Genomic DNA, 26,999 nt, shown 5'->3' with positions numbered 1-26,999 from the left:
TTTCGGCCTATTTCCGAACCGGATCTCGTCTTTGTTATCTGTTGTGGGTAGTTTGCGTTCGGCAAGGAGTCGTTGGCGCGCCATTTTTTGTGCAGGACGCACAGAATTACCTAGAGGCTTCACCCTTATGAATCGCAGGAATCTCCTGAAAGCTTCCATGGCGTTGGCCGCTTATAGCAGCGTGTCGGCTTCAGGGCTTTTTGCTGCACGCGCACTGGCGGCAGCCGCTGATGGTGAAATCGAGCACTTCGATTTTGCAGAGTTGCAAGCTCACGCGAAGAAGCTGGCTGGCAAAGGTTATGTGAGCACCAAGCAGGTGTTGCCACCGGTGTTGGCGAACCTCACGCCGCAGCAATTCAATGCCATTCGCTACGACCCGGAACACTCCTTGTGGAAAGACGTTCACGGCCAGTTGGACGTGCATTTCTTCCACGTCGGCGCGGGCTTCAAGACGCCCGTGCGCATGTACAGCGTCGATCCGCAGAACAAGCAGGCGCGCGAAGTGCATTTCCGCCACGACCTGTTCAACTACGAAAGCAGCGGCATCGACAAGAATCTGGTGAAAGGCGATCTGGGCTTTGCCGGCTTCAAGCTGTTCAAGGCGCCTGAAATCGCCATCAATGACGTGGTCTCGTTCCTGGGCGCCAGCTACTTCCGGGCCGTCGACAGCAACAAGCAGTACGGTCTGTCTGCACGCGGTCTGGCCATCGACAGCTATGCCAAGCGTCAGGAAGAATTCCCGGACTTCACCAAGTTCTGGTTCGAAACGCCGGACAAGAACGCCACCCGTTTTGTGGTTTACGCCCTGCTCGACTCGCCGAGCGCGACGGGTGCCTATCGCTTCGACATCGACTGTCAGTCCGGGCAGGTGGTGATGGAGATCGACGCGCACATCAACGCCCGTGTGGACATCCAGCAGCTCGGCATTTCGCCGATGACCAGCATGTTCAGCTGTGGCACCCACGAACGCCGCATGTGCGACACCATTCACCCGCAGATTCATGACTCGGATCGTCTGTCGATGTGGCGTGGCAATGGCGAATGGATCTGCCGCCCGCTGAACAATCCGGTCAAACCGCAGTTCAGCGCGTTCTCTGACAACGACCCGAAAGGTTTCGGTCTGGTGCAGAGCGATCACGAGTTCTCCAGCTATCAGGACACCGTGGTCTGGTACAGCCGCCGTCCAAGCCTGTGGGTCGAGCCGATCACGCCGTGGGGCGAAGGCGAGGTCAGCCTGCTGGAACTGCCGACCACCGGCGAGACGATGGACAACATCGTGGTGTTCTGGACACCGAAGACAGCGGTCAAGGCTGGCGACTCGATGAACTACGGCTACAAGCTGTTCTGGAGCCCGCTGCCGCCGGTGAGCACGCCGCTGGCGCAGGTTCACGCGACGCGTTCGGGCATGGGTGGTTTTCTGGAAGGCTGGGCACCGGGCGAGCATTACCCGAAAACCTGGGCCCGCCGTTTCGCGGTGGACTTCCACGGCGGCGGTCTGGACCGTCTGCCGGAAGGCACCGGGATCGAGCCGATCGTGACCGTGACCCACGGCAAGGTGCAGGACTTCAACATCCTCGTGCTGCCGGACATCAAGGGTTACCGGATCACCTTCGACTGGGTGCCTGACAGCGACTCGGTGGACCCGGTGGAGATGCGCATGTTCATCCGCACCGGCGACCGCACACTGAGCGAGACGTGGCTGTACCAGTACTTCCCGCCAGCACCTGATCGTCGCAAATACCCCTGACCGCTGATCACGCCCATGCTCCGCGTCACAGCACAAACCGGACGCGGAGCGTCCTGGGCGGCATTCCTACGCAGAGCGTAGGAACGATCATCATCGTATTCCTCCAAGAGGACTTGTGTATAACGATGAGCGCAGAGCGTGGAACGATCAGAGGCCTCACGTGCGCTGATCGTGCCCATGCTCTGTGTCACCCTCAGGGGTGCGGCACTCATCGGATAATCCGCCAATCCTGACGAATTAATTGACAGTTTCCCGAACTGCGACTGATATACGTCTTGTCACGCCGTTGCGAGCATTCGCTCCAGACTTCTCATCATCCCCAAAGGCTTCCCCTTTTATCGACCCGCCTGTCGCGGTCGTCGGGCGGTAGCTTTGTCCGTTCGAATTTCCTGACGCCATTCAGAAGGCAGACATCATGGAGCTGAATCCAGCGAACAGAGCCGGCGATTCGTCGTCGATCATTTCCTTCGATAAATCCGCAGTGGTCGTGCTGGTCGCGATCAGCCTGATTCTGGTCGAGACCTTTTCCGGGGCCTTGCGTTTCTATTTCGACAAGGCGGGTATAAGCCCGCTGCTCTATCTGCCCAAAGTCGCCTGCATCCTGTTGTTTGCGCTGGAGCTGCGGACCTTCAAGGCCGGACGCCTGTTCTGGACCTTCGTCATCGTGTGGGCGGTTTCCGGGCTGATCGCCATGCTGCACCGTGCCAGTCCGCACAATCTGGCCTTCAGCCTGTTCGCCCTGAGCCCGCTGGTGTTCGGCCTGGTGTGCAGCGAGCACCTGATCCATCGCAGAAAACTGCTGTGCTGGGCCATCGGTTTCTGCCTGCTCGCCTCGCTGGCCGGGGTGGCGCTGGACAAACTCACTGCCGTGCCGTGGAAGGGCTACAGCTACAACGTCGGCGAAACCGAGCTGAGTGCCAACACCACGTGGAGCGCGGACGACGTGGACCGCGTCGCAGGCTTCGCTCGGGTGTCCAATGTGCTGTCGATCCTGATCGCCTTTTACACCCTGTACCTGTTCATGTTCCTGCGCTCGCGACTGGTGATGATGCTGCTCAGTGCGGTGGCGCTCTATGCCATCGTGCTGACCACCAGTAAAGCGCCGGCCGGGGCGTTCGCCCTGACCATGGGCCTGTTGATGATTCAGCGCATGAGCTGGACCTGCCGGATTCTGTGCGTGCTGGTGGTGTTCATCGGGCTGTTGCTGCCAACGCTTGGCATGGTCATGAGCTTCGACGCACTCACGGTCAGCAGCAGCGGAAGCTCGCTGGCATCGCTCTACGACCGGCTGATCAACACCTGGCCCAACGTGATCAACGCCCTGATCCGCGAAGGCTGGGTGCTGACCGGCGCAGGCTTCGGCATGGTCGGCAGCACCATGGGCATCTTCCCGGTGGAAGGCTCTGAAATCTTTCTCGGTATGGACAACTCGGCCCTGTACCTGTGGGCGATGCTCGGCGTGGTCGGAGGGTTGCTGTACACCCTGCAGATTCCACTGCTGTTCAAGCTGATCGAGGATGAAAGCCGGGTCGGTCGCATGCTGCTGTCGATCAGTGTCTGCTGGTGCCTGATCAGCTGGACCACGGACATGTTCGAAGTCGCCGTGGCCAATCTGTTTGCAGGCCTGGCCATCGGTTATGTCATCAACGCAAAGCAGGAGGCCATGACGTCCAGACCGGCCGACCTGCACCTGACCGCCCTGCCCAACCTGCGCTGAGGAGGCCGCCATGAAGCGCGTTTTACGCCACACCGCGTGTCTCCTGCTGCTGGGCTGCCTGAGCGGCATGCCTGTGGCTCACGCCGAATCGCCCTTTATCGTCGGCATCGCGACGCACCTGATGAACTTCGACCGCAAGCTCAAACAACCACTGGACCTGACCGCCCAGGCCGGCTTCAACTCGGTCAAGGACGACGCTTTCTGGTCAACCGCAGCCCCTTACCCTCACGAGTTACGCATCACCGACAACTGGCGCAACTACCTGACCATCGCCCGCGAACTGGAGATGAGTCGGCTGGCGATACTGGGTTACAGCACCTACTTTCACGACAACAAGAAGCCCCGGGACCCGGTGGTGATGAGCGCGTTTCTGAATTACGTCGATTACGTCACCCGCCAGTTGGGCAACCGCATCAGTTACTACGAGATCTGGAACGAGTGGGACCTGGAGGCCTCCGACGACCCTCAATTGGCGCTGGACTACGTGACGCTGGTGCAGAAAACCGTGCCCGTGATTCGCAAGAACACACGCAACGTCACCGGGCCGCAGGCGAAGATTCTGGCAGGCTCTGTGACACCCGACGGCATGAGGTTCGGCTTCGCCGACCCGTTGATCGAAAGCGGCGCGCTGGACCTGGTCGACGGTCTGTCCGTGCATCCCTACGTCCACTGCTCGGCAACCGATGGCAATACACCTGAAGCCTGGGTGGGCTGGATGACCGACTACGAGCAGTACATCCGCACCAAGGCTGGTCGAGACGTGCCGATCTACCTGACCGAAATGGGCTGGCCCAGCCATCAGGGGCCATGCGGCAAGAGCGAGACAACCCAAGCGCTGTACATGGCGCGGATCTACTTTCTGGCCCGCACCATTCCCAACGTCAAAGGCATGTGGTGGTTCGACCTCTACAACGATGGTCCGGATCGCTATGACCAGGAACACAACTTCGGCCTGCTCAACGAAGACCTTTCGCCCAAACCCGCCTACATCATGATGAAAGCCATCGCACCGGTGGTTCGCGACTTCACTTACGACGCTCAGGCCAGTTCGCTGGAGCAGAACCTTTATCAGTTGCACTTCACCAAGGGCAATGAGCGGGTGCTGGTGGCCTGGGCCATCGGCAAGCCGCGTGATGTGCAGGTGGTCAGTCAGGCCAGCATGAACGGCCCGGTGCGCATGATCGACACCGCCTATGCCGAACGCGGAGAAGTGGACAGCCGTCAGTCCTGGCGCTGTGAAGGTGGTCAGTGTTCGGCGTCGATCAACCTGATCAACTTTCCCAAGATCATCCGGCTGAACCCGGTGAGCCATGGCGGGCAGATGGTTCGAAAAGAATAGTTCGCGAGGACTGACGACCAGGCGACACCTGATCGACTGAAGAAACACCACTTTGCGGGAAGCCCCACCACGTCTTCGACGAAGCGCTGTCGCACAGCAAACTAGGTGGGAGCGGACTTGTCCGCGAAAAGGCCTGTACATCCGACGAATATTCATCGGCTGAATTACAGCATTCGCGGACAAACGGAACGCCGCCCGGTCCGCTCCCACAAAATCCAGTTTCTTCAGTGGCTTACAGGTTGTTTGATAAGAGGGGGCTTGCCCGCGATGGCGTCAGCCCGGTGAATAACTGGTCGCCTGATAGAACGCATCGCCGGCAAGCCGCCTCCCACGGTCCGGTGTTTGCCGCAAGACCTGGCGGAATCCGCCGCTCAATCACCAGAACCCACCTTCCCGATCATCCACTGGCCGGCACTCTCCCATGGACTTCAGAAAAGACATCAATGGCCTGCGTGCCATCGCGGTTCTCGCTGTGCTGCTGTTCCACTTCCATCCCGCCTGGCTGCCTGGCGGCTTTGCGGGGGTGGATGTGTTTTTCGTGATTTCGGGCTACCTGATCACAGGCATCATTCTGCGCGGCTTACACACCGGCACCTTCAGCCTGAGTGCGTTCTATCGATCACGGGCACGGCGCATCATTCCGGCGCTGGCGGTGGTGTGCATCGCCTTGCTGTCGCTGGGCTGGTTCTACCTGCTGCCGATGGATTACAGCGCTCTGGGCACGCATGTCGCGAGCAGCCTGGGCTTCGTCTCCAACTTCGTCTACTGGCGCGAAGCAGGCTACTTCACTGCCAATGCCCACGAGAAATGGCTGCTGCACACCTGGTCGCTGTCGGTCGAATGGCAGTTCTATCTGCTGTACCCGATGGCCTTGCTGGTGCTCAGTCGCTTCGTGGCGCTGAGGAATCTGCGCTGGTGGATTCTGGGCGGCAGCGTGATTGGCTTCGCGCTGTGCGTGTTTGCTTCAGCACGCTGGCCCGAGGCGTCGTTCTATTTGCTGCCGACCCGGGCCTGGGAGTTGCTGTTGGGCGGCGTGGCCTGCCTGTTTCCTTTCAAGCTGCGCAGCGCTCAGAAGCGCATTCTGGAAGGCGTCGGGCTGGCGCTCATGCTGGCGAGTTTCTTTCTGGTGTCGGTGCAGGACCTGTGGCCGGGCTATCTGGTGCTGTTACCTGTGCTGGGGACATTCGCAGTGATCATCGCAGCACGGCAGGACTCGTTTCTGACCGCTAATGCGCTGTCGCAATGGACCGGCAAGCTGTCGTACTCGCTGTACCTCTGGCACTGGCCGGTGGTGGTGCTGATGAACTACGCCGGCTGGCTGGGCGATACCGATAATGTGCTGCTGGGCATGGGCGCGGCCTTTCTGCTGAGTATGGCTTCGTACGGTCTGATCGAAAGGCCCACAGGTCGTTGGCGCGAAGGTGCTCGCTGGAGGTTCGCCGCACTCGGTACGCTGGTCGGTCTGGTGTTCGTTGGTGGCGCGGCGGTCAGTGCGACACAGGGCATGGTCTCGCCGATGCGCGAGATCAGTCTGTCCGAAAAGGCGTCGTTCATTCAAGACTACGTCAATCGGCAGCAGAACCTGTACGAGCCTTACTGGCTCAAGTGCGACGCGTTTTCTGCGTTCACTCAGCGCGGGCAGTCGAGCATCGATGAGTCATGCACGCGCAAACAGGGCGAAGGCGGCGTTTTCCTGTGGGGCGACTCGCATGCACAGGCGTTGTCGCTCGGTCTGCGCACTCTGTTGGCCAGGGACACACCGTTCTATCAGGTCGCGTCCGCCAGTTGCCGTCCCAGCCTGAGCGTCCATCAAGGCCGCACATCGCCGACCAGCCGGGCCTGTGACTATTCCAACAGACTGGCCCTGCACAGCATCGAAACGCTGCACCCCGATATCGTGGTCATCGCGCAAAAGGACGGACACGACAAGACCGACTGGAACGGCATTGCGATCCGACTCAAGGGTTATGGCGTGAAACACGTGGTGCTGATCGGTCCGCTGCCGCAGTGGAATCCTTCGCTGCCCAGCGTCATCGCCAGCCGCCATTGGGGGCTGAATGAATCACACATCAGCGACCCGGCCCTCGACCAGAGCGTCATGGCCGTGGATCAGGCGACCCGGCAACTGGCGGCGTCGGCGGATATCCAGTTCGTCTCCCTGATCGACAGACTCTGCGTGGCCGATGCCTGCCTCGTGCGGCTCGAAGATACCGACTCGCTGCTGCAGATCGATTCGGGGCACCTGAGTACCGAAGGCTCGCTGTTTGTGGTGAAGAACTTTGTGCTGCCGGAGTTGGTGAATTAGCACCGTGTGCTGCGTCCGCTCTACACCGAGATCCCTGATCGTTCCTACGCTCCAGCGTGGGAATGCAGTTCAGGACGCTCTGCGTCCGCTCCACGCACTCAATCACCTGTCTGCAAACGCTCGGCAAACCTCACCAGCTCGGCCAGTGAATCGGCTTCCATCTTGCGCATGACCGAGCCGCGGCGGACTTTGACGGTGATTTCGCTGACGTTCAGTCGGGCGGCTATCTGTTTGTTCAGCAGACCGGCGACCACCAGCGCCATGACCTGCTGCTCGCCCGCATTGAGGCTCGCATGCCTGCGCTGCAGCTCGGCTTGCACCGCCGCGTTCTGGCGCCGCACGCGGTCCAGCGCCAGGCCTTGCTGAATGGCGTCCAGCAGGTCCTGCTCGCGAAACGGCTTGGTGAGAAACTCCACTGCACCTGCCTTCATGGCGCGCACCGACATCGGAATGTCGCCGTGCCCGGTGATGAAAATGACCGGCAGAAAAATCCCCGAGCGCGCCATTTGCTCCTGAAAATCCAGACCGCTCATGCCCGGCATGCGGATGTCCAGAATCAGGCAACCCGGCGCATCGGGCCGGGGCGTGTCCATGAACTGCTGGGTGGAGCCGAACAGCAGGCTGCGCAGCCCGACCGAGGCCAGCAAGTCTTCCAGCGAAGTGCGCACCGACAGGTCGTCGTCGATCACGTAGATGATCGGCTCTTCAGCCTGCGCAGCGGGATCGGTCGTGTTCATCAGGTGTCCATCTTTCCGGTGGGCAGAGTGAAGTGAAACGTAGCACCGACTGACGGCTCGGGCATCACCCAGATGCGCCCGCCGTGTGCTTCGATAATCGACCGGCTGATCGCCAGACCAATCCCCATGCCCTCCTCCTTGGTCGTGTAGAACGCATCGAAGATACGATCAATGTTTTCCGGCGCTACGCCCATACCATTGTCACGCACCGAAAACTTCACCTCCCCGCCTGCGTTCACGTCCACCGTCACCGCCAGCCGGGCCTGACCGGGCTCGACCCTGCGCATCGCGTCCACCGCGTTGAGCATCAGGTTCAGCAGCACTTGCTGGATCTGCACCCTGTCCGCCAGCAGCGGCGGCAACCCCTCCGACACCTCGACCGTGAGCACGACCTGCTGCTCGTCGATTTCGCTGTGGGCCAGCGATACGATTTCGGCCACGGTGTCGGCCACGTTGATCCACTCCTTGTGCGCCGCCGAACGCTTGGCCAGCGCCCGCACCCGCACGATGATATCGCCCGCCCGGTTGGCATCGCCGATCATGCGCGCCAGCGCCTGCCGCGCCCGCTCCAGATTGACCGGCTCAGCGGCCAGCCAGCGCGTGCAGGCGTTGCCACTGGTGACGATAGCCGACAGCGGCTGATTGATTTCATGGGCGATGGACGCGGTCAGCTCACCCAGCATGTTGACCCTGGCGATCTGCGCCAGCTGTGAGCGCGCCTCGTGAACGGAGCGGATCGCCACCGCCATGCGCAGCGCCAGATAGGTCGCCATCGCAATCGCCGCCAGACTGATAATGCAGTTGATCAGCGCCGCCTCGCTGCCTCGGGAAATCGTCAACTCGTAGCTGAGCACCGTCAGCGCCATGCAGGTCAGCGCGATGGCGATCACACCGGCAACCGGCAGAAACCGGACCGCCATGAGCACCACGGCGATCTGGAACACGCCGACAGCAATTTCCAGATCGGTCAGGGTGTCGGCAATGGCGATCACCACGGCCAGCCCCAGCAAGGCGGCCAGCCGGATCGCCATCGCAGCCTTGCCAAAGGATTCAGGCTCGCGCATCTGCAACCTCTCGCTCGTTCAAAGGGCCAGCGCAGTATGCGCCGACACGCCTCAGGATGGGTTATCCAGACTGAACTGATCCGCCAGTTCATCGTAGGCGAACAGCTCCGCGTAACGTCCCCACTGCGTTACCGAGTCGAGCGTCTGGCGGGCATCGCTTTCGGACATGAAATCTTCCAGCTGGTCCCGGAAACGACGTGCCGGGGCGGTGTGCGTCGAGCGATCATCCAGCACCCGGCGAATATGTGCCACCAGCGGCACGAAGCTCAGCAAGTGCTGGGCGAATAGGTGCTTGCGCTCATCCACGTCCGCCAGCGCATAACGGTTGGCCGCAGGCAGCAAGCGGATATCACCACCCTTGAGTTCGGCGAAACGCAGCAGTTGCAGGACTTCGGCAATCGGGAACAGCTCGTCCGCGTTGTAATGCAGCGCACCGGCCAGCTCCGGCAGGTCGGCCTTCATGCCGTAGGGCGGCGCATGAATGGCCTCGATCAGACCGGCAAGCGCGTTGGTGGACACGTGCGGCAGCACCATGCCCAACCCGGTTCCCGGGAACACGCCCTGACGGGTTTCGCCGGCGTCGCTGTCCTGAGTCATCAGCACGTAGATGTCTTCGACCAGCGCCTGAAAGATCGGGTCCTGACGGTTGCGCGGCTGAGGCAGATCCACCTTGATTTCACTGATCACCCGCCCCGGATTGGACGAGAACAGCAGGATGCGATCACACATCAGCACCGCTTCGGCGATGTTGTGCGTCACCATCAGGATCGACTTGATCGGCATGCGGCCCTCGCTCCACATGTCCAGCAGATCGGTGCGCAGGGTTTCGGCGGTCAGCACGTCGAGCGCCGAGAAGGGCTCGTCCATCAACAGCACGTCCGGGTCGATCACCAGCGCACGCGCCATGCCGACCCGCTGGCGCATGCCGCCCGACAGCTCCTTGGGATAGGCACTCTCGAAACCGTCCAGACCGATCAGGTCAATGGCCGCCAGCGCCCGCTTGCGGCGCTGTTGAGCCGGAACGCCCTGAGCCTCAAGCCCGACCTCGACATTTTCCAGCACCGTCAGCCAAGGGAACAGTGCGAAGCTCTGGAACACCATGCCCACCGACATGGCCTTGCCCGGCGTACGATCAGGGAAAATCACTTTCCCTTCGGTCGGCACTACCAGCCCTGCGATGGAACGCAGCAGCGTGGATTTGCCCGAGCCGGAGCGACCCAGCAGGCCGATGATTTCGTTTTCGTTGAGTTGCAGCGTCACATCGTCCAGCACCAGCCGCTCTTTGCTGGCCTTGCCGTACACATGACGAACCTTCTGCACATCCACCAGGCAACGCTTTTCGACAGCCATCATCGTGGCATCCTCCACACAACAAACATCACACAAGACTCAGACGTCGCTCGGCGAACCCGTACAGCGGGCGCCACAGCAAGCGGTTGAACGCGATCACGAAGACCGACATGACGGCAATACCCAGCGCGACCCGTGCGTAATCACCTGCCTGAGTGGCGTTGGCGATGTACGAACCCAGACCGGCGGCTTCCAGATGCTTGTCGCCCCAGGACACGGCCTCGGCCACGATGCTGGCGTTCCAGGAACCGCCCGACGCTGTCAGCGCGCCGGTAACGTAGTAGGGAAATACGCCCGGCAACGCCACCCGACGCCACCACTGCCAACCGCGCATGTTGAACAGGGTGGCCGCTTCGCGCAGGTCGGTCGGCAAGGCGCTGGCCCCGGCGATGACGTTGAACAGGATGTACCACTGGGTGCCGAGCACCATCAGCGGCGACAGCCAGATATCGGGGTTAAGGTGCAGAGCGACAATGGCTATCACGGCAAACGGAAACAGCACGTTCGCCGGAAAGGCCGCCAGAAACTGCGCGACGGGTTGCAGCCGCTCGGCCCACACCGGGCGCAGACCGATCCACACGCCAATCGGCACCCAGATCACACTGGCTACGATGATCAGCACGATCACCCGCAGCATGGTGGTCAGTCCCAGTCCGAGCGCGGTGGCCAGATCGCCGAACCCGAGCGATGCTTCGATGAACCGGAACAAGCAGACGCTGGCTGCCAGGCAACCGGCAATCACCAGCCCAAGCCAGGCAGTATCGAGGAACCGGCTGACACCCGGCGCAGGCGTGGCTTTCCAAAAGCGCGTCAAACCGCGCCAATTGATCAGCATCAGGCCTTTCCAGGGCGCGACCAGCACAGTGCCCAGCAGCGGCGCGAGTCGGGAGCGGCCCAGCAGGCTGTACATCCACGAGCGTGGGCGCTTTTGTGAAGCGGTCTGCTCGAAACGAAATTTGTCCGCCCAGGCCACGACCGGCCGGAACAGCAACTGGTCGTAGGCCAGAATCACCAGAGCCATGGCCGCGACGGCCCAGGCAATCGCCGTCAGGTCTTTCTGCTCGATCGCCAGCGCCAGCCACGAGCCGATGCCGGGCAGATTGACGGTGGTGTCGCCCACCGAAATCGCCTCGCAGGCCACCACGAAGAACCAGCCGCCGGACATCGACATCATCATGTTCCAGACCAGGCCCGGAATGGCGAACGGCAGTTCCAGACGGGTGAACCTGAGTACCGGCGACAGGCCGAACTGACGACTGACTTCACTCAGGTCATTGGGCACCGTGCGCAGCGACTGATAAAAGCTGAACGCCATGTTCCAGGCCTGGCTGGTAAAAATGGCAAAGATCGCTGCGCATTCGACGCCCAGCTGCCGCCCCGGAAACAGGCCGATGAAGAAGGTCACGGTAAAGGTCAGAAAGCCGAGCACCGGGACCGATTGCAGAATATCCAGCGCCGGAATGATCACCTGTTCGGCCTTGCGGCTTTTGGCGGCCAGTGTGGCCACGACCAGGGTGAAGACCAGCGAGGCCGCGAGGGCGATGAACATGCGCAGCGTGGTGCGCAGTGCGTATTCCGGCAGGTTCGCGGGATCGAGGGTCATCGGGCTTGAGGTCAGCAGCGACAGCGGCTGGAACATCTGTCCGATACCGTGCAGCAGCAAGGCAACGACCGTTGCCAGCAGGCCCAGGCAGACGATATCGACCCCATAAGGTGTGCGCGTTCTGGCGTCGCCATATCGGGAGACTCGCAGACGCTTGCCGGACTCGAAAATAGACTGCATGGGCTCACCTCGATACGGCTGCACGGGTACGCGCCGGCAGCGTTTCAGAAAACGGACTGTCAGCGGATACATAAAAAAGGGCAGTGAGTGTTTAACCACTCGTTGTATAAAAGCTTATAGACTTTTGACGGGTGTTTAAAACCTGCAAACGTAGACGCTGCAGACCCGAAAGTATGAGTGTCATATACGAAGGTATATAAAGGCTTAACGGCCCACTGCGTATGGATAAACCACGAAAGGATATTGAATGAAGGTATTTCGTTTTCTCGTCCTGACGTGCGCATGGGCCTGTTTTCAACCCACAGCACTGGCTCAGCCGTACGTGGCGGCCAGCACCGAGTGGCGTCCCTTCATCTATACCGACGAATACAACACGCTGCGAGGCGTCTCGACCGATATTGCTCGTCAGGTCTTCAGGCAGGCCAATGTCGATGTGCAGTTTGTTTCCTATCCCGCCAATCGCATGCAAGTGATGCTGGACAAAGAACAGATCGATATCAGTTATGCCGAATCACCGGGCTGGACCCGTGAAGAGGACGCGAGCAAGTATGTATTCTCGGTGCCTTATCTGGCGGTACGCGAACACTTGTACTTTGCCGCAGATGATCCACTTTCAAACGTGCCATTGAGTGAACTGCGGGATGTCACGGTCGGCATGATCCGGGGTTATACCTACCGCGCACTGGACGCGGCCCTTGAGGACGGGCGCGTGACCAAGCTGGAAACCTCGGAGGACTCGGCCCTCCTGGAGTTGCTCGCCAACAAACGCGTGAATGCCGTCGCCATGGTCGATGACCTGTACGACTACCTCGCCACTACCCATCAAATAGATCCCGACCGATTCCGGCGAGGCGCTCTGCTGAATGAGTCGAGTCTGTCGATCATGCTGTTGAACAGGCACGCCTCGCTGCTGCCGAAGATCAATGCCGCGATCCTCGACATGCAGCGCCGAGGCGAACTGCAACGCATCCGCGACGCTTACCTGCCCAGCGCATCGACTAAGGCATGCGCCGGCGGCGGCCAGTCCTGCTGAACGCGATTTTGTGGGAGGCAGCGCGTCTCACAGGTTCCCCGTACGTTCAGCCATCACACCCGGAAGTGGCTGACCAGCATTTGCAACTGCCCACCCAGGCGCGCCAGCTCGACGCTGGAGGCGGCGGTTTCTTCGCTGGCTTCTGCGGTCTGCTCGGACACGTCACGCACATTGACGATGCTGCGGCTGATCTCGTCGGCCACTGAGCTTTGCTGCTCGGCGGCGGCAGCGATCTGCTGGTTCATGGCCTGAATGTTCGACACGGTCCGGGTGATGCTTTCCAGCGACACACCGGCCTTGCGGGTCAGCTCGACGCTGCTGTCGGTCAGCGTGCGGCTGCCGAGCATGATCTCCGAGACCTGACGGGTGCCATTCTGCAGACCGGCGACCAGGCTTTCGATTTCCTCGGTCGATTGCTGAGTGCGCTGCGCAAGGCCTCGCACTTCGTCAGCCACGACAGCAAACCCACGACCCGCCTCGCCAGCGCGTGCTGCCTCGATGGCGGCGTTGAGCGCCAGCAGGTTGGTCTGTTCGGCCACAGCCTTGATCACGTCCATGACCTTGCCGATCTTGTCGCTTTCCTGCTCGAGTACGGTCATCGCGTCGGATGAGCGTACGACCTCGGCCGCCAGTCGTTCGATCTGGCCGATGGCCTCACCCACGACCTTGTCACCGGCGCGAGCTTCCTTGTCGGCATCGGCGGCAGCAACGGACGCCTGTTCGGCGTTGCGCGCAACCTCGTGCACCGTGGCCGACATTTCATGCATCGCGGTGGCAACCTGATCGGTCTCGACCTTCTGGCTGTTAACGCCAGCGCTGGTCTGTTCAGTGACCGCCGAGAGTTCTTCAGCCGCGCTGGCAATCTGCGTTACGCCGTCGCGAATCCCGGAGATCAGATCCCGCAGGGTTGCACCCATGCGCTGAATGCCTTGTTGCAACACGCCCAGTTCATCGCGACGAGTAACGACTTCGTTGTGCGTCAGGTCGCCAGAGGCAATGCGGTCGACAATCGCCAGGGTTTCCTGCAACGGACGCGTAATCTGACGCGTGATGATCACCGCAGCCAGAATGCCAAGGACCAGCACCAGCAGGATGCAACCGATCTGCAGGCTACGCGCCTGAGCGGTATCGTCATCGCCAAGCTTCATTTGCAGGTCGTACAGCTCATCGCCCAGCTTGACGATGGTTGCGCCCTGCGTGGTCAGGTCCTTGCGCACGGTTGCAGCTTCGACGGTTGTGGCCTTGAAGGCTTCGACCGAACTGCGATAGCTGCGCAGTCCGTTCTCCAGTTGCGCGACTCTGGCCGCGCCAAACGTGGATTTGAGGCTGTCCAGATGCTGGATGGCGGTGTCCAGTTGCTGGAAGGCGGCCCTTTCTGATTTGTCGTCGGGCTTGCCGGTGTAACCACGTACCTCATAACGCACCAGCGTCAGGTCCTGCCGAGCGGTGTTCACCCACTGGACCTGATCGAAGCGCGCCGGGTCCGATGGGTCCATCTGCAAAACGGCACTGTTAAGCGCATCGATCGACTGTGTGGCCGTCGTGGCATTGGCGATCATCTCGGCACGCACTCTGGCGCTGGTCTGGTAGACCGCTCGCATCTGGTTCAACGACGCTTCATAAGCGCGAATGACGTCGGTGAGCTGGCTGAGAGGCTTGACGTTGACCGGGTTGGTGAACGTGCCAAGCAGCGATTGCTGGTGCTTCTTGAAGGTATCCAGCTTGCCCTGCATGTTCTGCGCTGCGGTTTCGTCACCATCGGTCAGCATGTATTGCAGACGGGCAATGCGCAGGTCGGTCAGTTTGTTACCGAGTTGGGTGATGTCACCGATTCTGTCGGTGCGGTAGATGAGTTTGTCGAGGCTGGTCCAGCCGACGAGCGCGAGTATGGCAGTAAAAAAAAGGACCGCCCCAAAGCCCAGGGCCAACTTCATGTTGACGCTGATGTTCGCAAAGCTGCTGTTCATGCAATCTCCTGAATATGCTTTTTATGCGCAACGAAAGAGCTGAAGATTTGTTTTTATGAACAGCAAACCTGCGCGCCAGAGCTATCGGCCGGTATCAGGCATAACTTGACCAAAAAGACAGAATCAGCGGCAAGAGCGCTGATTCAGGGAGATTCGCTGTGCGTCGACACAGCGATTTGACGTGGCAAATGGGGAAGCGCGAGAAGCCGCCTCTTATCAAACAACCTGTAACCCACTGAAGAAACGCGATTTCGTGGGAGCGGACCGGGCGGCGTTCCGTTTGTCCGCGAAAAGGCCGGTACATCCGACGCAGATGCAGTGGCTGAAATACTGCATTCGCGGACAAGTCCGCTCCTACGGTCCGGTGTTTGCTGCGCGACAGCGCTACGTCGAAGACGTGGTGGCGCCTCCCACAAAGGCGTGTTCGTTCAGCAGAGAACGTTTATTCAGCCTAAATCACGCCCCCAGCTTGAAGCGCGACACCACCGAGCGCATTTCGCTGGCGACACGGCCCAGTTCGCTGGCCGTGGTGGCGTTGTTCTCGATGCCCTGCATCAGCGTTCCGGAACTGGTGCGGATGCCCATCACGTTGCGGTTGATGTCTTCGGACACGGCATGCTGTTGCACGGCGGCGCTGGCGATCTGGGTGTTCATTTCCACGATCCGCTCCACGCCCTGACTGATGCTCGACAGACTGCCCGAGGCTTCGCCAGCGGCACTGATGCACGCCTGTGCTTTTTGCTGACCGGCCTGCATCTGCTGCACGGCAGCCTCGGTCGCACCCTGCAACTGCTGGATGATGTTGCGGATTTCTTCGGTCGACGACTGGGTACGCGACGCCAGCGTGCGCACCTCATCGGCCACCACCGCAAAGCCACGGCCCTGCTCACCGGCACGCGCCGCTTCGATGGCCGCGTTCAATGCCAACAGGTTGGTCTGGTCGGCGATGGTGCTGATCACCTGGATCACGCCACCAATCGACTGGCTGTGCAGCGCCAGCGCCTGGACTTTCTGAGCGCTGAGTTCCACTTCCTCGGCCAGCGCCTGAATGGTCGAATGCGCCTGATGCATGACACGCAGCCCAGTGCGCGACGCCGCGTTGGCTTCGTCAGCGGCCAGCGCAGCACCTTCTGTGTTTTGCGCGACGTCGGCGACACTGGCAGTCATTTCATTGATGGCGGTCGCCACCTGTTCGGTTTCGGCCTGCTGCGCGTTCATCGACTCCTTGGCCAGACTGATGGAGTTGCCCAGACGCGCAGCCACTTCGGACAGCTCGTAAGAGGTGCGATCCATGTGCGAGATGGAGCCGGAGAAGGCTTCGGCCATGAGATTCAACCCTGTGCCGATATCGGCCACCTCGTCCTGGCTGGTCACATTGACACGTGCGCTCAGGTCACCGTCAGCCAGACGGCGTGTGACGTCAAGCAAACCGTCGATGGCCAGACGCAAGGCCTTGTAGATGCTGCAGAACGCATAGAGCAGCAAAAGGCCCATGATCACGCACATGCCGATGACGATTTCGCGTTGCAGCAGCAGTGCGTCGTAACGTGTGTCCAGTTCGCCTTGCAGCGATGTCTGGATTTCGTCCTGTGCCTTGTAGAACCCAGCAACCACTGCGTTGCCACGAGCACTGAACGATAGCCCTTGTTGAGCCGACAGGGAGGTGCCCGATACATAAGCCTTGAGGTCATCGCGATAGCTGTCCATCGCGGCAATGGCGGCTACGACCGGCGCGTTGACGCGTTCAGTCAGTTCAGGCGCACGACGCTTGAGCAAACGAATACTCTGTTCCAGTTCAAGACGGGTTTGCGCTTCCTGTTTGAACAGGCTGTCGAGCGAGCCTCGCATGGCGGGGCTCAGATTCTGGCCGGTGCTCAGGGCGGCAGATATTCCGCGGATCTGCCCGGCCATATTGATCTGGCGCGGCATGCGGATGGTGCTCAGGTCGATCAGAAACAGCGACGCATAGTCTTCATCCAGCACCAGCCCGGACGTGGCCGACAGGTAATAAATGAAGTTGAGCGTCTGGGTCAGTTGCTCATTCCACTGAGCGAACGCTTCATCCGGCGATGCACCAGGCTTTACGCCATCCATGATGGTACGAGCGCTGTCACGCAGGCGTTGCACGCGGTTTTCAGTCTCCAGAGTGCGGCCCTGGCGAGCGTCCATGTCAGCCAGATTGGCGAACGCCGTTTCCAGTTGAGCGCGATTGGCAACAAAGTCTTGAGTGGCCGAGGTATCACCCGTCAGCACGCGGTTGGTCAGTGCGCGCTGCAGCATGGAAAGGCGCAATACCGGTGTCACAATATGCAGGTATTCACGACCCACACGCTCTTGCGCGACGGTGTCGATACTTGCGTTTAGGCTGTTGAACACACGCATTCCAAGCACAAGCAGCGGAATGACGATGATGATGGCAAGGACAGTGAACTTGGCAGGAAAACGCAGGCGGTTGGTCAGGTAGATACCGGGCGACAGAATATTCATATCGTTCTCTTTATAGTAAGGGGGCCTGATCCGGCTGAAAGAACTCCCTTCTTTACGTCGCGACAGATGGCAGTAAGTCACGTTTACAAATGGGAGGGTGTACCGACCAAGTGAAGGCATTGTGACATCACTTGAGAGCTTGCCCCGATTGGTTAGTTCAATGGGGGTCATGCAATCTGATACCGGCCTATCGGCGTGCTGGCGATAAACGTGAGGAGGGGAACCCGACAAAAACCGAGCATTTGTCAACGTACCGAACCACCACCTTGTGTAACTCACTGTTTCCAGTAGTTACCGGCGGGAAAGCAGTCGTGAGGGATTATTCGGAATCGCCTCTGGCGCCGTCCCGATTCTTTTTGAAACCCCGGAGATTGATGACGCAGAGACCTGCCTGGAGCACGATCAGCGCATAGGCATGAGCGTGGAGACCCCAAATGATCCAGAGGAAGTTGCTGAAGATGAAGCACCAGAAGGCGAGCATGCGCCTGGCAGGTCGTTGCGACCCGATGAACCAGGCTGCCAATAACGTCACGGCCATTGCGGGCCACTGAATCAGATCGATCACATCACCTCCATCCACCATCGTGCGACATCGAACCTGCACGCTAGTGAACGTCTATCACCTACTCAGCCATCTAACCTTACGCCCGTTTCCACTCCACATTCGAAAGCCCCAGTTTCTCGGCCTGAGGTTTGCTCAGCTTTGGCACCCTGTCGGAACGGTACTTGGGAATCGAGCCAAACCCTGCATCAACCGTCGCCCAATGCCAGGCTTCCTGATTGTCCATGTCGACGGCCCTGATGTAGAAGGTCTTATAGCTACCGTGCAATAAATAATCGATCCGGTAGTGTTTTTCATCAGCCATTTTGTTACTCCTGCTTTGTCCACTCGCAAAACAGATCGTGCTCATTTCAAAAAATTCCCAGTATTTTAGAACCTGTTTTAAGCGATATCATATAGCCATGACTCGAGTGCGCTCATCTGGATTAAAACGAATCAAGTTGATTCATAGTTATTGTTAATAAGTGCAAAAAAGTCGGTGTCCCGGGAGGGTTCCGGTCAACAGGATGCACTCTCCGTCATCCGGGGCTATCCGCCGTTTTTTCAAACTTTCTCACCGACAGGTGGGAAATAACGAAATTCTATTGAACTCGGTTTTTTCAACCATTCATCCCGTCACTGCATAGTTTTGAGCAACGTTCTTCGCCTCGCTCTTTCATAACCCATGACTGCACCGCATCGTGTTCAACCCGTGGACACATGCTTACCGAAAGAGTCAGCCTGAGGAAATGATATGTTCATACATAACAAGCGCCTTCAGTACACCGTACGAGTAGCCCGTCCGAACCCGGGGCTTGCCAACCTTCTATTGGAACAATTCGGCGGCGCGCAAGGCGAGCTTGCCGCAGCAGGCCGCTACTTCACCCAGGGCCTGAGTGAAGACGATCCAGGTCGCAAGGATCTGTTGATGGATATCGCGACAGAGGAACTGAGCCATCTGGAGATCGTCGGCTCCATTATCGTGATGCTTAACAAGGGCGCCAAGGGCCAGTTGGCGGAAGGTATCGAGGAAGAAGGCGAGTTGTACCGGTCCCTGAACGGCGCTGGCAATGACTCCCATATCACCAGTCTGCTCTATGGCGCCGGGGCGCCGCTGGTCAATTCCGCAGGTGTGCCATGGACTGCCGCCTACATCGACACGATTGGCGAGCCGACCGCAGACTTCCGCTCCAACATCGCTGCCGAGGCACGGGCCAAGATCGTGTATGAGCGTCTGATGAACGTTACGGATGATCCGGGCGTAAAAGATGCGCTGGGCTTTTTGATGACGCGCGAGATCGCTCATCAACTTTCCTTTGAGAAAGCCCTGCATGCCATTCAACCCAACTTCCCGCAAGGCAAGTTGCCCGGCATGCCCGAATTCACCAACAAGTACTTCAACATGTCGGGCGAGCCCAATGTACGCGGTGCCTGGAACCAGGGCGGCGAGTGGGAATACGTCGAGTCGCCACAACCGGCAGTGGATGGAGGCGACGGTTCCGCATCGGTGACGTTAAGCGCCAATGACGCCGAGGTTCTGGAAGCCATGAAAATCCGGACCATGTCCGACCCTGACGCCAACCCCATTACCGGCGCGGACCTGGGATCGGGGTTTGTACAAGGTAAGGAAAGTTGATAACAGCGCGTTCAACCGTTATTGAGGATGAGCATCATGAAAACAAACCGTACACGTGTCACGACGAAGATAGAGATGGGCAACGCCGTCTTTGATAAAGAACTTCAATCTTTTGATGCAGAGGCACGTCTGGCCCGTCGAGGTTTTCAAGTAGTGATGGCCACCAAAGTATTCGGTGTTGCGTCGCTGCTGGATAATAACTTACCGAGTCGATAACGCTGCCATAACCATGAACGGCCTCGTTTAACGGCGAGGCATGTTCAAGTCAATAAAATAACCGGCCTTGCGCCGGTTTTTTATGGATCAAAAGAAAAGTTATTAATGGCTGATCAGGAACCGTATCAAATAACCGCATGACGCAGTTCCTCAACAGAGGTCCCGGTCATGCGGCATCACTGCAAACGTTACTGTTTGGCAGCGTCACCGCCGTGAGCGGCGGCCAGTTTTTTGGCTTCTGTCAGATGCTTTTCCAACGTCGGCAGTGTCTTTTCTGCAAACGCTTTCACATCAGGGTCGGTCCCTTCAGCCGCCTGTTCCTTGAACAGTTTGATGGTTTGCTCGTGCGCCATGACCTGATTGTTTGCGTAGGACCTATCAAACGACTCGTCGCGCAAATCGAGAATCATCGCCTTCGCCTTGTCCATCAGCATGGCGTCGTCCGCCACTTCAAGCTTTTTGGTTTGAGCGATTTTCTTCAGCTGCTCATTGGCTTCTGTGTGTTCTTTTATCATGTGCTCGGCGAATGTTTTCACATCCGCTGAGGCGCTTTTCTGTTGGGCCATTTTGCCCGCTTCAACCTCTGCAATGCCTTTGGCAGCAGCGTTATCTACAAAGTCTGCGGAGTCATCAGCGGCCAAGGCCACCTGCGAACCCAGCGACAGCATCACAGCAAGAGCGCTCATACGAAAATAGTTGGTCATTTTCGGTCATCCTTTTTTATGGGCCAGATACGTCGTCGATGACGACACGACTTTTACGACCCCTCTCGAAAATCTGCGTTCAGCCTTTTTGACCGTCGGCCTGCGCGCCGTCAATCAAGTTGCAACTGGTCGGGTGACATGTCGGTTTTTCGGAACGGGACTACGCCTGCTCTGTCCACAGGCAAGTCACCGGGCGGCAAACAGCGCGTCCCGAGAGAACAATAAGGACGGCAGGTTCAAGCATGAAGATCGTCGAAGACGTGGTGTCTTATCTACACAATGAAAAGTTGTTACTCGTCACTGCCGAATCCTGCACAGCAGGCGAGATCGTCACGCTGCTGGCACAGATTCCCGGCAGCGGCTCGCGGATCGAGTGCGGCTATGTGGTGTATTCCCCCGAGGCCAAACAACGTGTGCTCGGCGTCAAACCCGAGACCATCGAGCAGTTCAATCTGACCAGTTGCAAGGTCGCTCGGGAGATGGTGAAAGGCGCGCTGCATGAAAGCCCTGCAAATGTGGCTGTCGCGACCACGGGCATCTGCGGTCCTGACGATGTGGACGGCATACCCGCCGGAACCGTCTGCTTCGCCTGGGGTTTTGTGAAGGACGGGCAGCAGCACATCGTCAGTCTCCAGCATCGCTTTCAGGGAGACAGGGAATCGGTCCAGCATCAGGCGGCGTTATACGCGCTTGAGCACATTCCGGCGTTTCATCGGCAATGCAATTGATTCGACCAGCAAAACGCCACCCATCGGCCACAGACAAAAAACGCTGAATTTTCCAAACGGCCCGGCACTCTTTTTTCAATAGAACAACAGAAAGTCTCGTGCGACCGCTTCTCTCGTGACTCTCAACTGCCGAGGTACGATTTTTATGACGTCTCTTCAGCTGATGACAGGTAACACTGTCGTCAAACCGACTGTAGTGGAAGAAGAATCAAAGGCTGTCTATCAGTCCTTGTTGAGTGAGAGCACTGACGAGTCGCGGCACGAGGCAGTCGCTTTTCTTGAACACTGCCTTGCGATGGCAGACCGGGAAAATTGCGAGTTGCCACCGCAGCCGGAAGCGCTCGAACACTGGATCGAGCAGAACGTCGGCCAGGTCGCCGAGCAATACGCGACTTATCTGGAGCAGCGCCGCTCAGGTCAGCCGCGCCGTTTCTTCAAGAACAAAGCCCATGCGATGTATTTCATCCAGCAGGTCGCGCCCACCAAGCTGGTCGATGGCGCCTGGCTGTATGGTCTGCTGCCGCACTGGGCGGACTACCGTTTTCACGGGCTGATTCGCACCTACCTCGAAGAGCTGGGCGATGGCGAGCAGGCGCAGAATCATGTGTCGCTGTACCGCAAGCTGCTGGCCGATCTGGACTGCGACACCAACGTACCGCTGCAAGACGAAGCCTACCTGCAAGGCGCCATCCAGCTGGCATTGGGGCACTCGGGCGATGAGTTTCTTCCCGAAGTGATTGGCTACAACCTAGGTTATGAACAGCTGCCGTTGCACTTGCTCATTACCTCGTTCGAATTGAACGAGTTGGGCATCGATCCTTACTACTTCACCCTGCACGTGACGATCGACAACGCCAGCACCGGCCATGCCCGCAAAGCTGCGCAGAGCGTCATGGCGCTGTTGCCGATGGGCCAGGAGCGTGACGCGTTCTACCGTCGGGTCGCCAGCGGCTACAAGCTCAATGAGCTGGGCATCGGTTCATCGGCCGTCATCCAGTCGTTCGATCTGGAGCAGGAAGTGATTGCCATGCTCGAGCGCAAACGCACCTTCGGCCAGCACATGCATTCCGACTACTGCCGTCTGGATGGCAAGACCGTCAACGAGTGGCTCGCCAGCCCCGATCAGATTCCCGAGTTCCTCGGCGTTCTGGAAAACCGTGGCTGGATCAAGCGCCACGAAGACCCGATCCATAGCCGTTTCTGGCAACTGTTTGAAGGTGTCGGTGCACCGATGTTCGGCGTGTTCAACGGCTACGAAAAACAACTGGTGCACGATTGGATCGCCGGTGACTGGCTTCCAGACGGCAGCGCCCAGCCCAGCACAGGCAAGCGTCTGCCCGAAGCGTTTCGTTCAAGGTTCCGCAACTTGCCGGGCAGCGGCCAGCCTGTTCCTGCACAGGCAAGTGATGCCGCAGCGGACGCCGATCCGGACGTGCGCGAACTGCACCTGAAACTGGAGTCCGTGGCTGCAACGGAGAAGATGCCCTTGCTGATCGAAAGCCTGTCGCCCGCCCGCCATTCGAGCGCCGCAGGTCTGTACGCCACACGCCTGTTCGTCTCGCACATGGCCGAGCGCATGACGGGAGTTCAAGCATGAGCCTGACCTTGCCGGACCGCACGGCACTGGCCACCCTCGCCCAAAAACTGGCGGCGGGCGGTTATCGCTTCATCACCCCGACGCCACTCACTCACCAGCGCGTCAACGAACGCCCGGAAAATCGCACGGCCCTTTCGCTGCGTGATGTCTTCGGCTGGAGCCGGATCATTCCCGAGTCCATGCTGCCAGCCTCTGAAGCCCAGGGTCTTCTGGAAGCCGGGATTCTGCAGCGCAGCGAGGACGGCCTGAAAAGTCGGGTCAGGTTTTCGAGCCTGGATGATCTGCTTTTGGTGCATTCCGCTTACCCGACTCACGATGAAGATTCGGTATTTTTCGGGCCAGACACGTACCGTTTTGCACAGTCAATCAAGGGCCATCTGCAACGCACATCGCACTCTATAAAACGCGCGGTGGACATCGGTTGTGGCACGGGTGCAGGCGCGCTGCTCATTGCACAGGCGCGTCCTGATGCGCAGGTTCAAGCGGTGGATATCAACCCCAGAGCCTTGCATTTTGCGCAGGTCAACGCCGCCATCGCGGGCATTGAAAATCTGACGTGCAGCCATAGCGATATCCTCACCGGCCTGACTGACAGCTTCGACCTGATCGTGGCCAACCCGCCCTACATGAAAGACACCCAGAAACGTGCTTATCGTCATGGTGGAGATTCGCTGGGTGCGGACCTTTCAGTGCGTATCGTGCACGAATCCATCGACCGCCTCGCCCCCGGGGGTTCGCTGCTGCTGTATACCGGTGTCGCCATGACCGGCGAGCGGGATCCGTTTTTCGAAGCCGTAAAAGACGCTATCGATCACGCCGAACTGACCTGGACGTACCGCGAGCTGGACCCGGATGTGTTCGGCGAAGAATTGCTTGAGGAAGGTTACGAAGAGGCCGAGCGTATTGCGGCGGTCGAATTGATCGTGACACGCCGAGGCTGAAGCAAACTTATCCACAGCCTGAAGCGGTCTTTGGAGCCTGATATACCCACACGATGCCCGAACCCTGTTCGGGCATCGTGCTTTCAGGGCATCGAAAAACGTGGACGAACGGTCGCTAAATGTTATGTTATAACACTTGCACCTTCCTCAAACGCAGTTTCCCTGAGCGACCCGCCCTCCATGATCCGCTCCTTTTCACGGTCCAGAACCGCAGCCGCCAGCCTGTGTCTGCTGGCAGGCAGCAGCGCCGCTTACAGCAACGCTTCAGAACAGATAGAGCTTGCTCCGTCCACGATCAGATCCACCGCCAACGAGCAAGAAAGTAACGCTCTGGACGCCGTGACCGGTGCCGGATCACGCCTGCAACTGACAGCCTTGCAGACTCCGGCAAGCACCAGTTCGCTTGATGGCGATGAGGTGCGCAGCCGGGGCGACGCCAACGTGCAGCAAGCCGTGGCGCGCAGCCCGGGCATTACCGCTATCGGTACACCGGGTGATGGCGGCACAGCGTTGTCAGCTCGAGGTTTTACGGGACAGGGATCGGTAATGCAGCTGTATGACGGCAGCCGCATGTACAGCGCCATGGGCACTGTCACGATGCCGGTTGATACGTGGGCAATCGATCGCATCGAAGTACTGCGCGGCCCGGCTTCGGTGCTCTACGGCGAAGGCGCGACGGGTGCGGTGATCAACGTCATTCCCAAGAAACCCTTCGAAGGCGAGATCCAGAACCACCTTCGCCTGGGCTACGGTTCTTACGACAGCCGCCAGGCGGCACTCGACAGCGGCGGCTCGTTGTCCGATCAGGTGAGCTACCGCTTGAACATCAACCAGCTGAACAGCAACGGCTGGGTGGATCGCGGAGATTCGGCCAGCACTTTCTTCAGCGGAGCATTGCGCTGGCAGGCCAGTGACACCCTGTCCTACACCCTCGCCCACGACGGCGGCAGACAGCGCCCGATGAATTATTTTGGCGTGCCGATGATCAACGGCCGTTACCACGAAGGTCTGCGGGACAAGAACTACAACATCCAGAATGACGTGCAACGCTACGACGATCAGTGGACGCGGCTGACCACTGACTGGCAGATTTCCGATCAGGTGACATCATCCAACGAGCTGTATTACCTGACATCGCACCGACGCTGGCAGAACGCTGAAAACTACAACTGGGATGCCGCCACACAGCAACTGTCGCGCAGCGGCTATTTCAGCATCAAACACAATCAGGAACAGGTAGGCGATCGCCAGACCTTCACGTTCAAGCACAGCCTGGCAGGCCTTGAAAGTCAGAGCGTACTGGGCATGGACGTCAACCGCATCCGCTTCAAGCTGACCAACAATTCGCCGTATGACGACGTAAACCCGGCCGGCGATCCGATCGACATCGAAAACCCCGCATCCGGCCGTTTCCAGAGCGCGTCGCCCTACTCCGAGCTGTTCAAAAGTACAACTCGGCAGCTGTCGGTCTTCGGTGAAAACCGCACCCTGCTGACCGATCAGTTATCAATCATCACAGGCGTACGGCGCGACTACGTGAATATCGAGCGCAACGCGTTGCGTGACGACAGCCACACCGAAAAGGACTTGATCGGCAACAACTGGAAAGTCGGCCTGGTCTACGCACTGACCCCGACCAGTTCGACCTACGCGCAATACTCGACCAGCACCGACGGCGTCGGCAGCCTGGTTTCACTCAATCCGGGCCAGCAGCAATTCGATCTGGCCACCGCCCGGCAATCGGAAATCGGCTTCAAACAGGCGCTGTGGGATGAGCGTCTGGAATGGACGCTGGCCGCCTACCACATCGTCAAGAAGAAGCTGCTCACCACTGATGCCGGCAATCCTGATCTTACCCAACAGGTAGGCCAGCAGTCTTCCAACGGACTGGAGGCGAGCCTGAAGCTGCAATTACCGCAGGACTGGGCGCTGACCGCCAACGCAGCCTTCGTGCGGGCTCGCTACGATCAGTTCGATCAGAGCGTCGCGGGTGTGGCCGTGTCGCGTGACGGCAACGCACCGGTCGATGTGCCGAAACGCACGGCCAACCTCTGGCTCGACAAACAGCTCAGCAGCGCGCTGCAGATCGGCGGCGGGCTGCGCTATGTCGACAGCCGATACGCCGATATCGCCAACACCCGTGAGCTGTCCGCCTACACCGTGACCGACGCCAGTCTTTCGTGGAAAGCGCTGCGCACTACCACGCTGGGTCTGCAGGTGCGCAATCTGTTCGACCGTCAATACGCGGCCAGTCAGTACAACGAGGGCCAGCAATGGATCCTCGGGGAGCCGCGCTCCCTGTACGTCACTGCGGACATGAGTTTCTGATGCTTACCCTGAAGAACCTGGCCTGGGCGCCGGAACAGGCGTCTGTCTGCGACCACGAACATTTCGCCCTCAAGGACATCGACCTGCAGATTGCCGCAGGCGAGTTCGTAGGGCTGATCGGTCCCAATGGGGGCGGTAAGACCAGTCTGCTGCGCTGCGCGTTCCGCTACAGCCGCCCGCACAGCGGCAGCGTCACGCTGACCGACCATGACATCTGGCGCCGCAGCCCGCGCTGGTGCGCACAGCGTGTCGCGGTGGTTGCCCAAGAGTTTCCCGACGCCTTCGGCCTGACGCTGCTGGATGTCACCACGATGGGGCGCGCACCTCATCAGGGGTTTTTCGCAGCGGACAGTGCCGAAGACCGCGCCATCGTTCAGCAAGCGCTTAAAGCCGTCGGGCTGGAAGGTTATGAACAGCATCGTTTCGACACGCTGTCCGGCGGCGAAAAGCAGCGCTGTCTGCTGGCCCGTGCATTGGTCCAGCAACCGCAATTGATGGTGCTGGACGAGCCGACCAACCACCTCGATCCGCGTCATCAACTCGAACTATTGGGGCTGGTCAGACAGCTCGGCGTGGCGACGCTGGCCAGCATTCATGACCTGAACCTGGCGGCGGCATTCTGCGACCGGTTGTATGTGGTGCATCACGGTCGGCTGGTTGCCCAGGGCACGCCCTGGGACGTACTGACCCCGGATCTGCTGCTCAGCGTGTTCGGCGCCAAGGCGCTGGTCGATTGCCATCCTCTGCGTGATTACCCACGCATCACCTGGATTCCCTGA

The 26,999-nt window shown here is 59.4% G+C and carries 20 protein-coding genes and 3 pseudogenes; 12 read left to right on the top strand and 11 right to left on the bottom strand.

What is annotated here, in order from left to right:
* Nucleotides 1-127 precede the first annotated feature (127 nt).
* The 4 genes from QRN20_RS07450 to QRN20_RS07435 all read left to right on the top strand — a co-directional run bounded on the left by QRN20_RS07450 (nucleotide 128) and on the right by QRN20_RS07435 (nucleotide 7,108).
* Nucleotides 128-1,747, top strand: coding sequence for a glucan biosynthesis protein D (locus QRN20_RS07450; RefSeq protein WP_004881720.1), 1,620 nt, complete (start codon nucleotides 128-130; stop codon nucleotides 1,745-1,747).
* Between the two features lie 415 nt (nucleotides 1,748-2,162).
* Nucleotides 2,163-3,464 carry a hypothetical protein gene (locus tag QRN20_RS07445; protein ID WP_122427797.1) on the top strand — a complete coding sequence of 434 codons (1,302 nt, stop codon included), beginning with the start codon at nucleotides 2,163-2,165 and terminating at the stop codon, nucleotides 3,462-3,464.
* 10 nt (nucleotides 3,465-3,474) lie between these two features.
* Complete coding sequence (locus tag QRN20_RS07440; protein ID WP_122427800.1) at nucleotides 3,475-4,803, top strand: glycoside hydrolase family protein; 1,329 nt, start codon at nucleotides 3,475-3,477, stop codon at nucleotides 4,801-4,803.
* Between the two features lie 421 nt (nucleotides 4,804-5,224).
* Nucleotides 5,225-7,108: an acyltransferase family protein gene (locus tag QRN20_RS07435; protein WP_122425851.1), complete on the top strand. Its 1,884-nt coding sequence runs from the start codon at nucleotides 5,225-5,227 to the stop codon at nucleotides 7,106-7,108.
* Between the two features lie 98 nt (nucleotides 7,109-7,206).
* Here QRN20_RS07435 and QRN20_RS07430 read toward each other — a convergent pair whose 3' ends face one another.
* From QRN20_RS07430 to QRN20_RS07415, 4 genes are read right to left on the bottom strand one after another with little or no spacing between them, the layout of a single operon-like run.
* Nucleotides 7,207-7,845 (bottom strand): response regulator transcription factor, encoded by a 639-nt coding sequence (locus QRN20_RS07430; RefSeq protein ID WP_025996078.1) that lies wholly within the window; start codon nucleotides 7,843-7,845, stop codon nucleotides 7,207-7,209.
* The gene (locus tag QRN20_RS07425; RefSeq protein WP_096767377.1) at nucleotides 7,845-8,909 is read right to left on the bottom strand and encodes a sensor histidine kinase; all 1,065 of its coding nucleotides are present in this window, start codon (nucleotides 8,907-8,909) and stop codon (nucleotides 7,845-7,847) included. Before QRN20_RS07425 ends, QRN20_RS07430 begins: the two co-directional genes overlap by 1 nt.
* Before the next feature lie 51 nt (nucleotides 8,910-8,960).
* Nucleotides 8,961-10,262 carry an ABC transporter ATP-binding protein gene (locus tag QRN20_RS07420; RefSeq protein ID WP_122499457.1) on the bottom strand — a complete coding sequence of 434 codons (1,302 nt, stop codon included), beginning with the start codon at nucleotides 10,260-10,262 and terminating at the stop codon, nucleotides 8,961-8,963.
* 25 nt (nucleotides 10,263-10,287) lie between these two features.
* A complete protein-coding gene (locus QRN20_RS07415; protein WP_122418684.1) occupies nucleotides 10,288-12,042 on the bottom strand; it encodes an ABC transporter permease in 1,755 nt (584 codons plus the stop codon).
* Between the two features lie 247 nt (nucleotides 12,043-12,289).
* Here QRN20_RS07415 and QRN20_RS07410 point away from each other — a divergent pair, with 247 nt between their 5' ends.
* Nucleotides 12,290-13,075 carry a substrate-binding periplasmic protein gene (locus QRN20_RS07410; RefSeq protein WP_058430814.1) on the top strand — a complete coding sequence of 262 codons (786 nt, stop codon included), beginning with the start codon at nucleotides 12,290-12,292 and terminating at the stop codon, nucleotides 13,073-13,075.
* 53 nt (nucleotides 13,076-13,128) lie between these two features.
* On the opposite strand, the pseudogene QRN20_RS26800 reads toward QRN20_RS07410, so the two are convergent.
* The 6 genes and pseudogenes from QRN20_RS26800 to QRN20_RS07390 form a co-directional block, all read right to left on the bottom strand.
* Nucleotides 13,129-13,722: pseudogene (locus QRN20_RS26800) on the bottom strand (methyl-accepting chemotaxis protein); the annotation flags it as partial.
* 309 nt (nucleotides 13,723-14,031) lie between these two features.
* Nucleotides 14,032-15,009, bottom strand: a pseudogene (locus QRN20_RS26795) (methyl-accepting chemotaxis protein); the annotation flags it as partial.
* A gap of 489 nt (nucleotides 15,010-15,498) precedes the next feature.
* Nucleotides 15,499-16,209, bottom strand: a complete 711-nt coding sequence (locus tag QRN20_RS26790; RefSeq protein WP_407072021.1) for a methyl-accepting chemotaxis protein — start codon at nucleotides 16,207-16,209, stop codon at nucleotides 15,499-15,501.
* Nucleotides 16,210-16,368: 159 nt separating this feature from the next.
* Nucleotides 16,369-16,536 (bottom strand): annotated as a pseudogene (locus QRN20_RS26785) (HAMP domain-containing protein); the annotation flags it as partial.
* A 1,312-nt stretch (nucleotides 16,537-17,848) separates the two neighbouring features.
* Complete coding sequence (locus QRN20_RS07395; RefSeq protein WP_029244192.1) at nucleotides 17,849-18,112, bottom strand: hypothetical protein; 264 nt, start codon at nucleotides 18,110-18,112, stop codon at nucleotides 17,849-17,851.
* Nucleotides 18,113-18,170: 58 nt separating this feature from the next.
* Nucleotides 18,171-18,395, bottom strand: a complete 225-nt coding sequence (locus QRN20_RS07390; RefSeq protein WP_029244193.1) for a DUF6555 family protein — start codon at nucleotides 18,393-18,395, stop codon at nucleotides 18,171-18,173.
* Nucleotides 18,396-18,824: 429 nt separating this feature from the next.
* Here QRN20_RS07390 and QRN20_RS07385 point away from each other — a divergent pair, with 429 nt between their 5' ends.
* Both QRN20_RS07385 and QRN20_RS07380 read left to right on the top strand, forming a co-directional pair.
* Nucleotides 18,825-19,706 (top strand): manganese catalase family protein, encoded by an 882-nt coding sequence (locus QRN20_RS07385; RefSeq protein ID WP_122418689.1) that lies wholly within the window; start codon nucleotides 18,825-18,827, stop codon nucleotides 19,704-19,706.
* A 36-nt stretch (nucleotides 19,707-19,742) separates the two neighbouring features.
* Nucleotides 19,743-19,922, top strand: a complete 180-nt coding sequence (locus QRN20_RS07380; RefSeq protein ID WP_122418748.1) for a hypothetical protein — start codon at nucleotides 19,743-19,745, stop codon at nucleotides 19,920-19,922.
* A gap of 188 nt (nucleotides 19,923-20,110) precedes the next feature.
* On the opposite strand, the gene QRN20_RS07375 is transcribed toward QRN20_RS07380, so the two are convergent.
* Nucleotides 20,111-20,626 (bottom strand): DUF4142 domain-containing protein, encoded by a 516-nt coding sequence (locus QRN20_RS07375; protein ID WP_004882392.1) that lies wholly within the window; start codon nucleotides 20,624-20,626, stop codon nucleotides 20,111-20,113.
* A gap of 242 nt (nucleotides 20,627-20,868) precedes the next feature.
* On the opposite strand from QRN20_RS07375, the gene QRN20_RS07370 reads away from it, so the two are divergent.
* The 5 genes from QRN20_RS07370 (at nucleotide 20,869) to QRN20_RS07350 (ending at nucleotide 26,999) form a co-directional block, all read left to right on the top strand.
* Nucleotides 20,869-21,354 (top strand): CinA family protein, encoded by a 486-nt coding sequence (locus QRN20_RS07370; protein ID WP_029244196.1) that lies wholly within the window; start codon nucleotides 20,869-20,871, stop codon nucleotides 21,352-21,354.
* A gap of 145 nt (nucleotides 21,355-21,499) precedes the next feature.
* A complete protein-coding gene (locus QRN20_RS07365; RefSeq protein ID WP_029244197.1) occupies nucleotides 21,500-22,951 on the top strand; it encodes an iron-containing redox enzyme family protein in 1,452 nt (483 codons plus the stop codon).
* The gene (locus QRN20_RS07360) at nucleotides 22,948-23,892 is read left to right on the top strand and encodes a methyltransferase (protein ID WP_285360053.1); all 945 of its coding nucleotides are present in this window, start codon (nucleotides 22,948-22,950) and stop codon (nucleotides 23,890-23,892) included. The genes QRN20_RS07365 and QRN20_RS07360 overlap by 4 nt, the downstream gene beginning before the upstream one ends.
* A gap of 180 nt (nucleotides 23,893-24,072) precedes the next feature.
* Entirely contained in the window at nucleotides 24,073-26,220 is a 2,148-nt protein-coding gene (locus tag QRN20_RS07355) for a TonB-dependent receptor (RefSeq protein WP_285360052.1), read from the top strand.
* Complete coding sequence (locus tag QRN20_RS07350; RefSeq protein ID WP_285360051.1) at nucleotides 26,220-26,999, top strand: ABC transporter ATP-binding protein; 780 nt, start codon at nucleotides 26,220-26,222, stop codon at nucleotides 26,997-26,999. Before QRN20_RS07355 ends, QRN20_RS07350 begins: the two co-directional genes overlap by 1 nt.

Source organism: Pseudomonas sp. fls2-241-TYG-175 (genome assembly GCF_030209155.1).
Taxonomy (GTDB): Bacteria; Pseudomonadota; Gammaproteobacteria; order Pseudomonadales; family Pseudomonadaceae; genus Aquipseudomonas; species Aquipseudomonas viridiflava.
The sequence above is the reverse complement of the archived record's forward strand: the minus strand, read 5'-3'. Positions and strand labels throughout refer to the sequence as shown.

Bases quoted from the DNA above. Each gene is read 5' to 3' on its own strand.
- QRN20_RS07355 (WP_285360052.1), top strand. From the start codon at position 24,073: ATGATCCGCTCCTTTTCACGGTCCAGAACCGCAGCCGCCAGCCTGTGT.
- QRN20_RS07430 (WP_025996078.1), bottom strand. From the start codon at position 7,845: ATGAACACGACCGATCCCGCTGCGCAGGCTGAAGAGCCGATCATCTAC.
- QRN20_RS07375 (WP_004882392.1), bottom strand. From the start codon at position 20,626: ATGACCAACTATTTTCGTATGAGCGCTCTTGCTGTGATGCTGTCGCTG.
- QRN20_RS07380 (WP_122418748.1), top strand. From the start codon at position 19,743: ATGAAAACAAACCGTACACGTGTCACGACGAAGATAGAGATGGGCAAC.
- QRN20_RS07450 (WP_004881720.1), top strand. From the start codon at position 128: ATGAATCGCAGGAATCTCCTGAAAGCTTCCATGGCGTTGGCCGCTTAT.
- QRN20_RS07445 (WP_122427797.1), top strand. From the start codon at position 2,163: ATGGAGCTGAATCCAGCGAACAGAGCCGGCGATTCGTCGTCGATCATT.
- QRN20_RS07420 (WP_122499457.1), bottom strand. From the start codon at position 10,262: ATGATGGCTGTCGAAAAGCGTTGCCTGGTGGATGTGCAGAAGGTTCGT.
- QRN20_RS07350 (WP_285360051.1), top strand. From the start codon at position 26,220: ATGCTTACCCTGAAGAACCTGGCCTGGGCGCCGGAACAGGCGTCTGTC.
- QRN20_RS07390 (WP_029244193.1), bottom strand. From the start codon at position 18,395: ATGGCTGATGAAAAACACTACCGGATCGATTATTTATTGCACGGTAGC.
- QRN20_RS07435 (WP_122425851.1), top strand. From the start codon at position 5,225: ATGGACTTCAGAAAAGACATCAATGGCCTGCGTGCCATCGCGGTTCTC.
- QRN20_RS07410 (WP_058430814.1), top strand. From the start codon at position 12,290: ATGAAGGTATTTCGTTTTCTCGTCCTGACGTGCGCATGGGCCTGTTTT.
- QRN20_RS07360 (WP_285360053.1), top strand. From the start codon at position 22,948: ATGAGCCTGACCTTGCCGGACCGCACGGCACTGGCCACCCTCGCCCAA.
- QRN20_RS07415 (WP_122418684.1), bottom strand. From the start codon at position 12,042: ATGCAGTCTATTTTCGAGTCCGGCAAGCGTCTGCGAGTCTCCCGATAT.
- QRN20_RS07395 (WP_029244192.1), bottom strand. From the start codon at position 18,112: ATGGTGGATGGAGGTGATGTGATCGATCTGATTCAGTGGCCCGCAATG.
- QRN20_RS07440 (WP_122427800.1), top strand. From the start codon at position 3,475: ATGAAGCGCGTTTTACGCCACACCGCGTGTCTCCTGCTGCTGGGCTGC.
- QRN20_RS26790 (WP_407072021.1), bottom strand. From the start codon at position 16,209: ATGACTGCCAGTGTCGCCGACGTCGCGCAAAACACAGAAGGTGCTGCG.
- QRN20_RS07385 (WP_122418689.1), top strand. From the start codon at position 18,825: ATGTTCATACATAACAAGCGCCTTCAGTACACCGTACGAGTAGCCCGT.
- QRN20_RS07365 (WP_029244197.1), top strand. From the start codon at position 21,500: ATGACGTCTCTTCAGCTGATGACAGGTAACACTGTCGTCAAACCGACT.
- QRN20_RS07370 (WP_029244196.1), top strand. From the start codon at position 20,869: ATGAAGATCGTCGAAGACGTGGTGTCTTATCTACACAATGAAAAGTTG.
- QRN20_RS07425 (WP_096767377.1), bottom strand. From the start codon at position 8,909: ATGCGCGAGCCTGAATCCTTTGGCAAGGCTGCGATGGCGATCCGGCTG.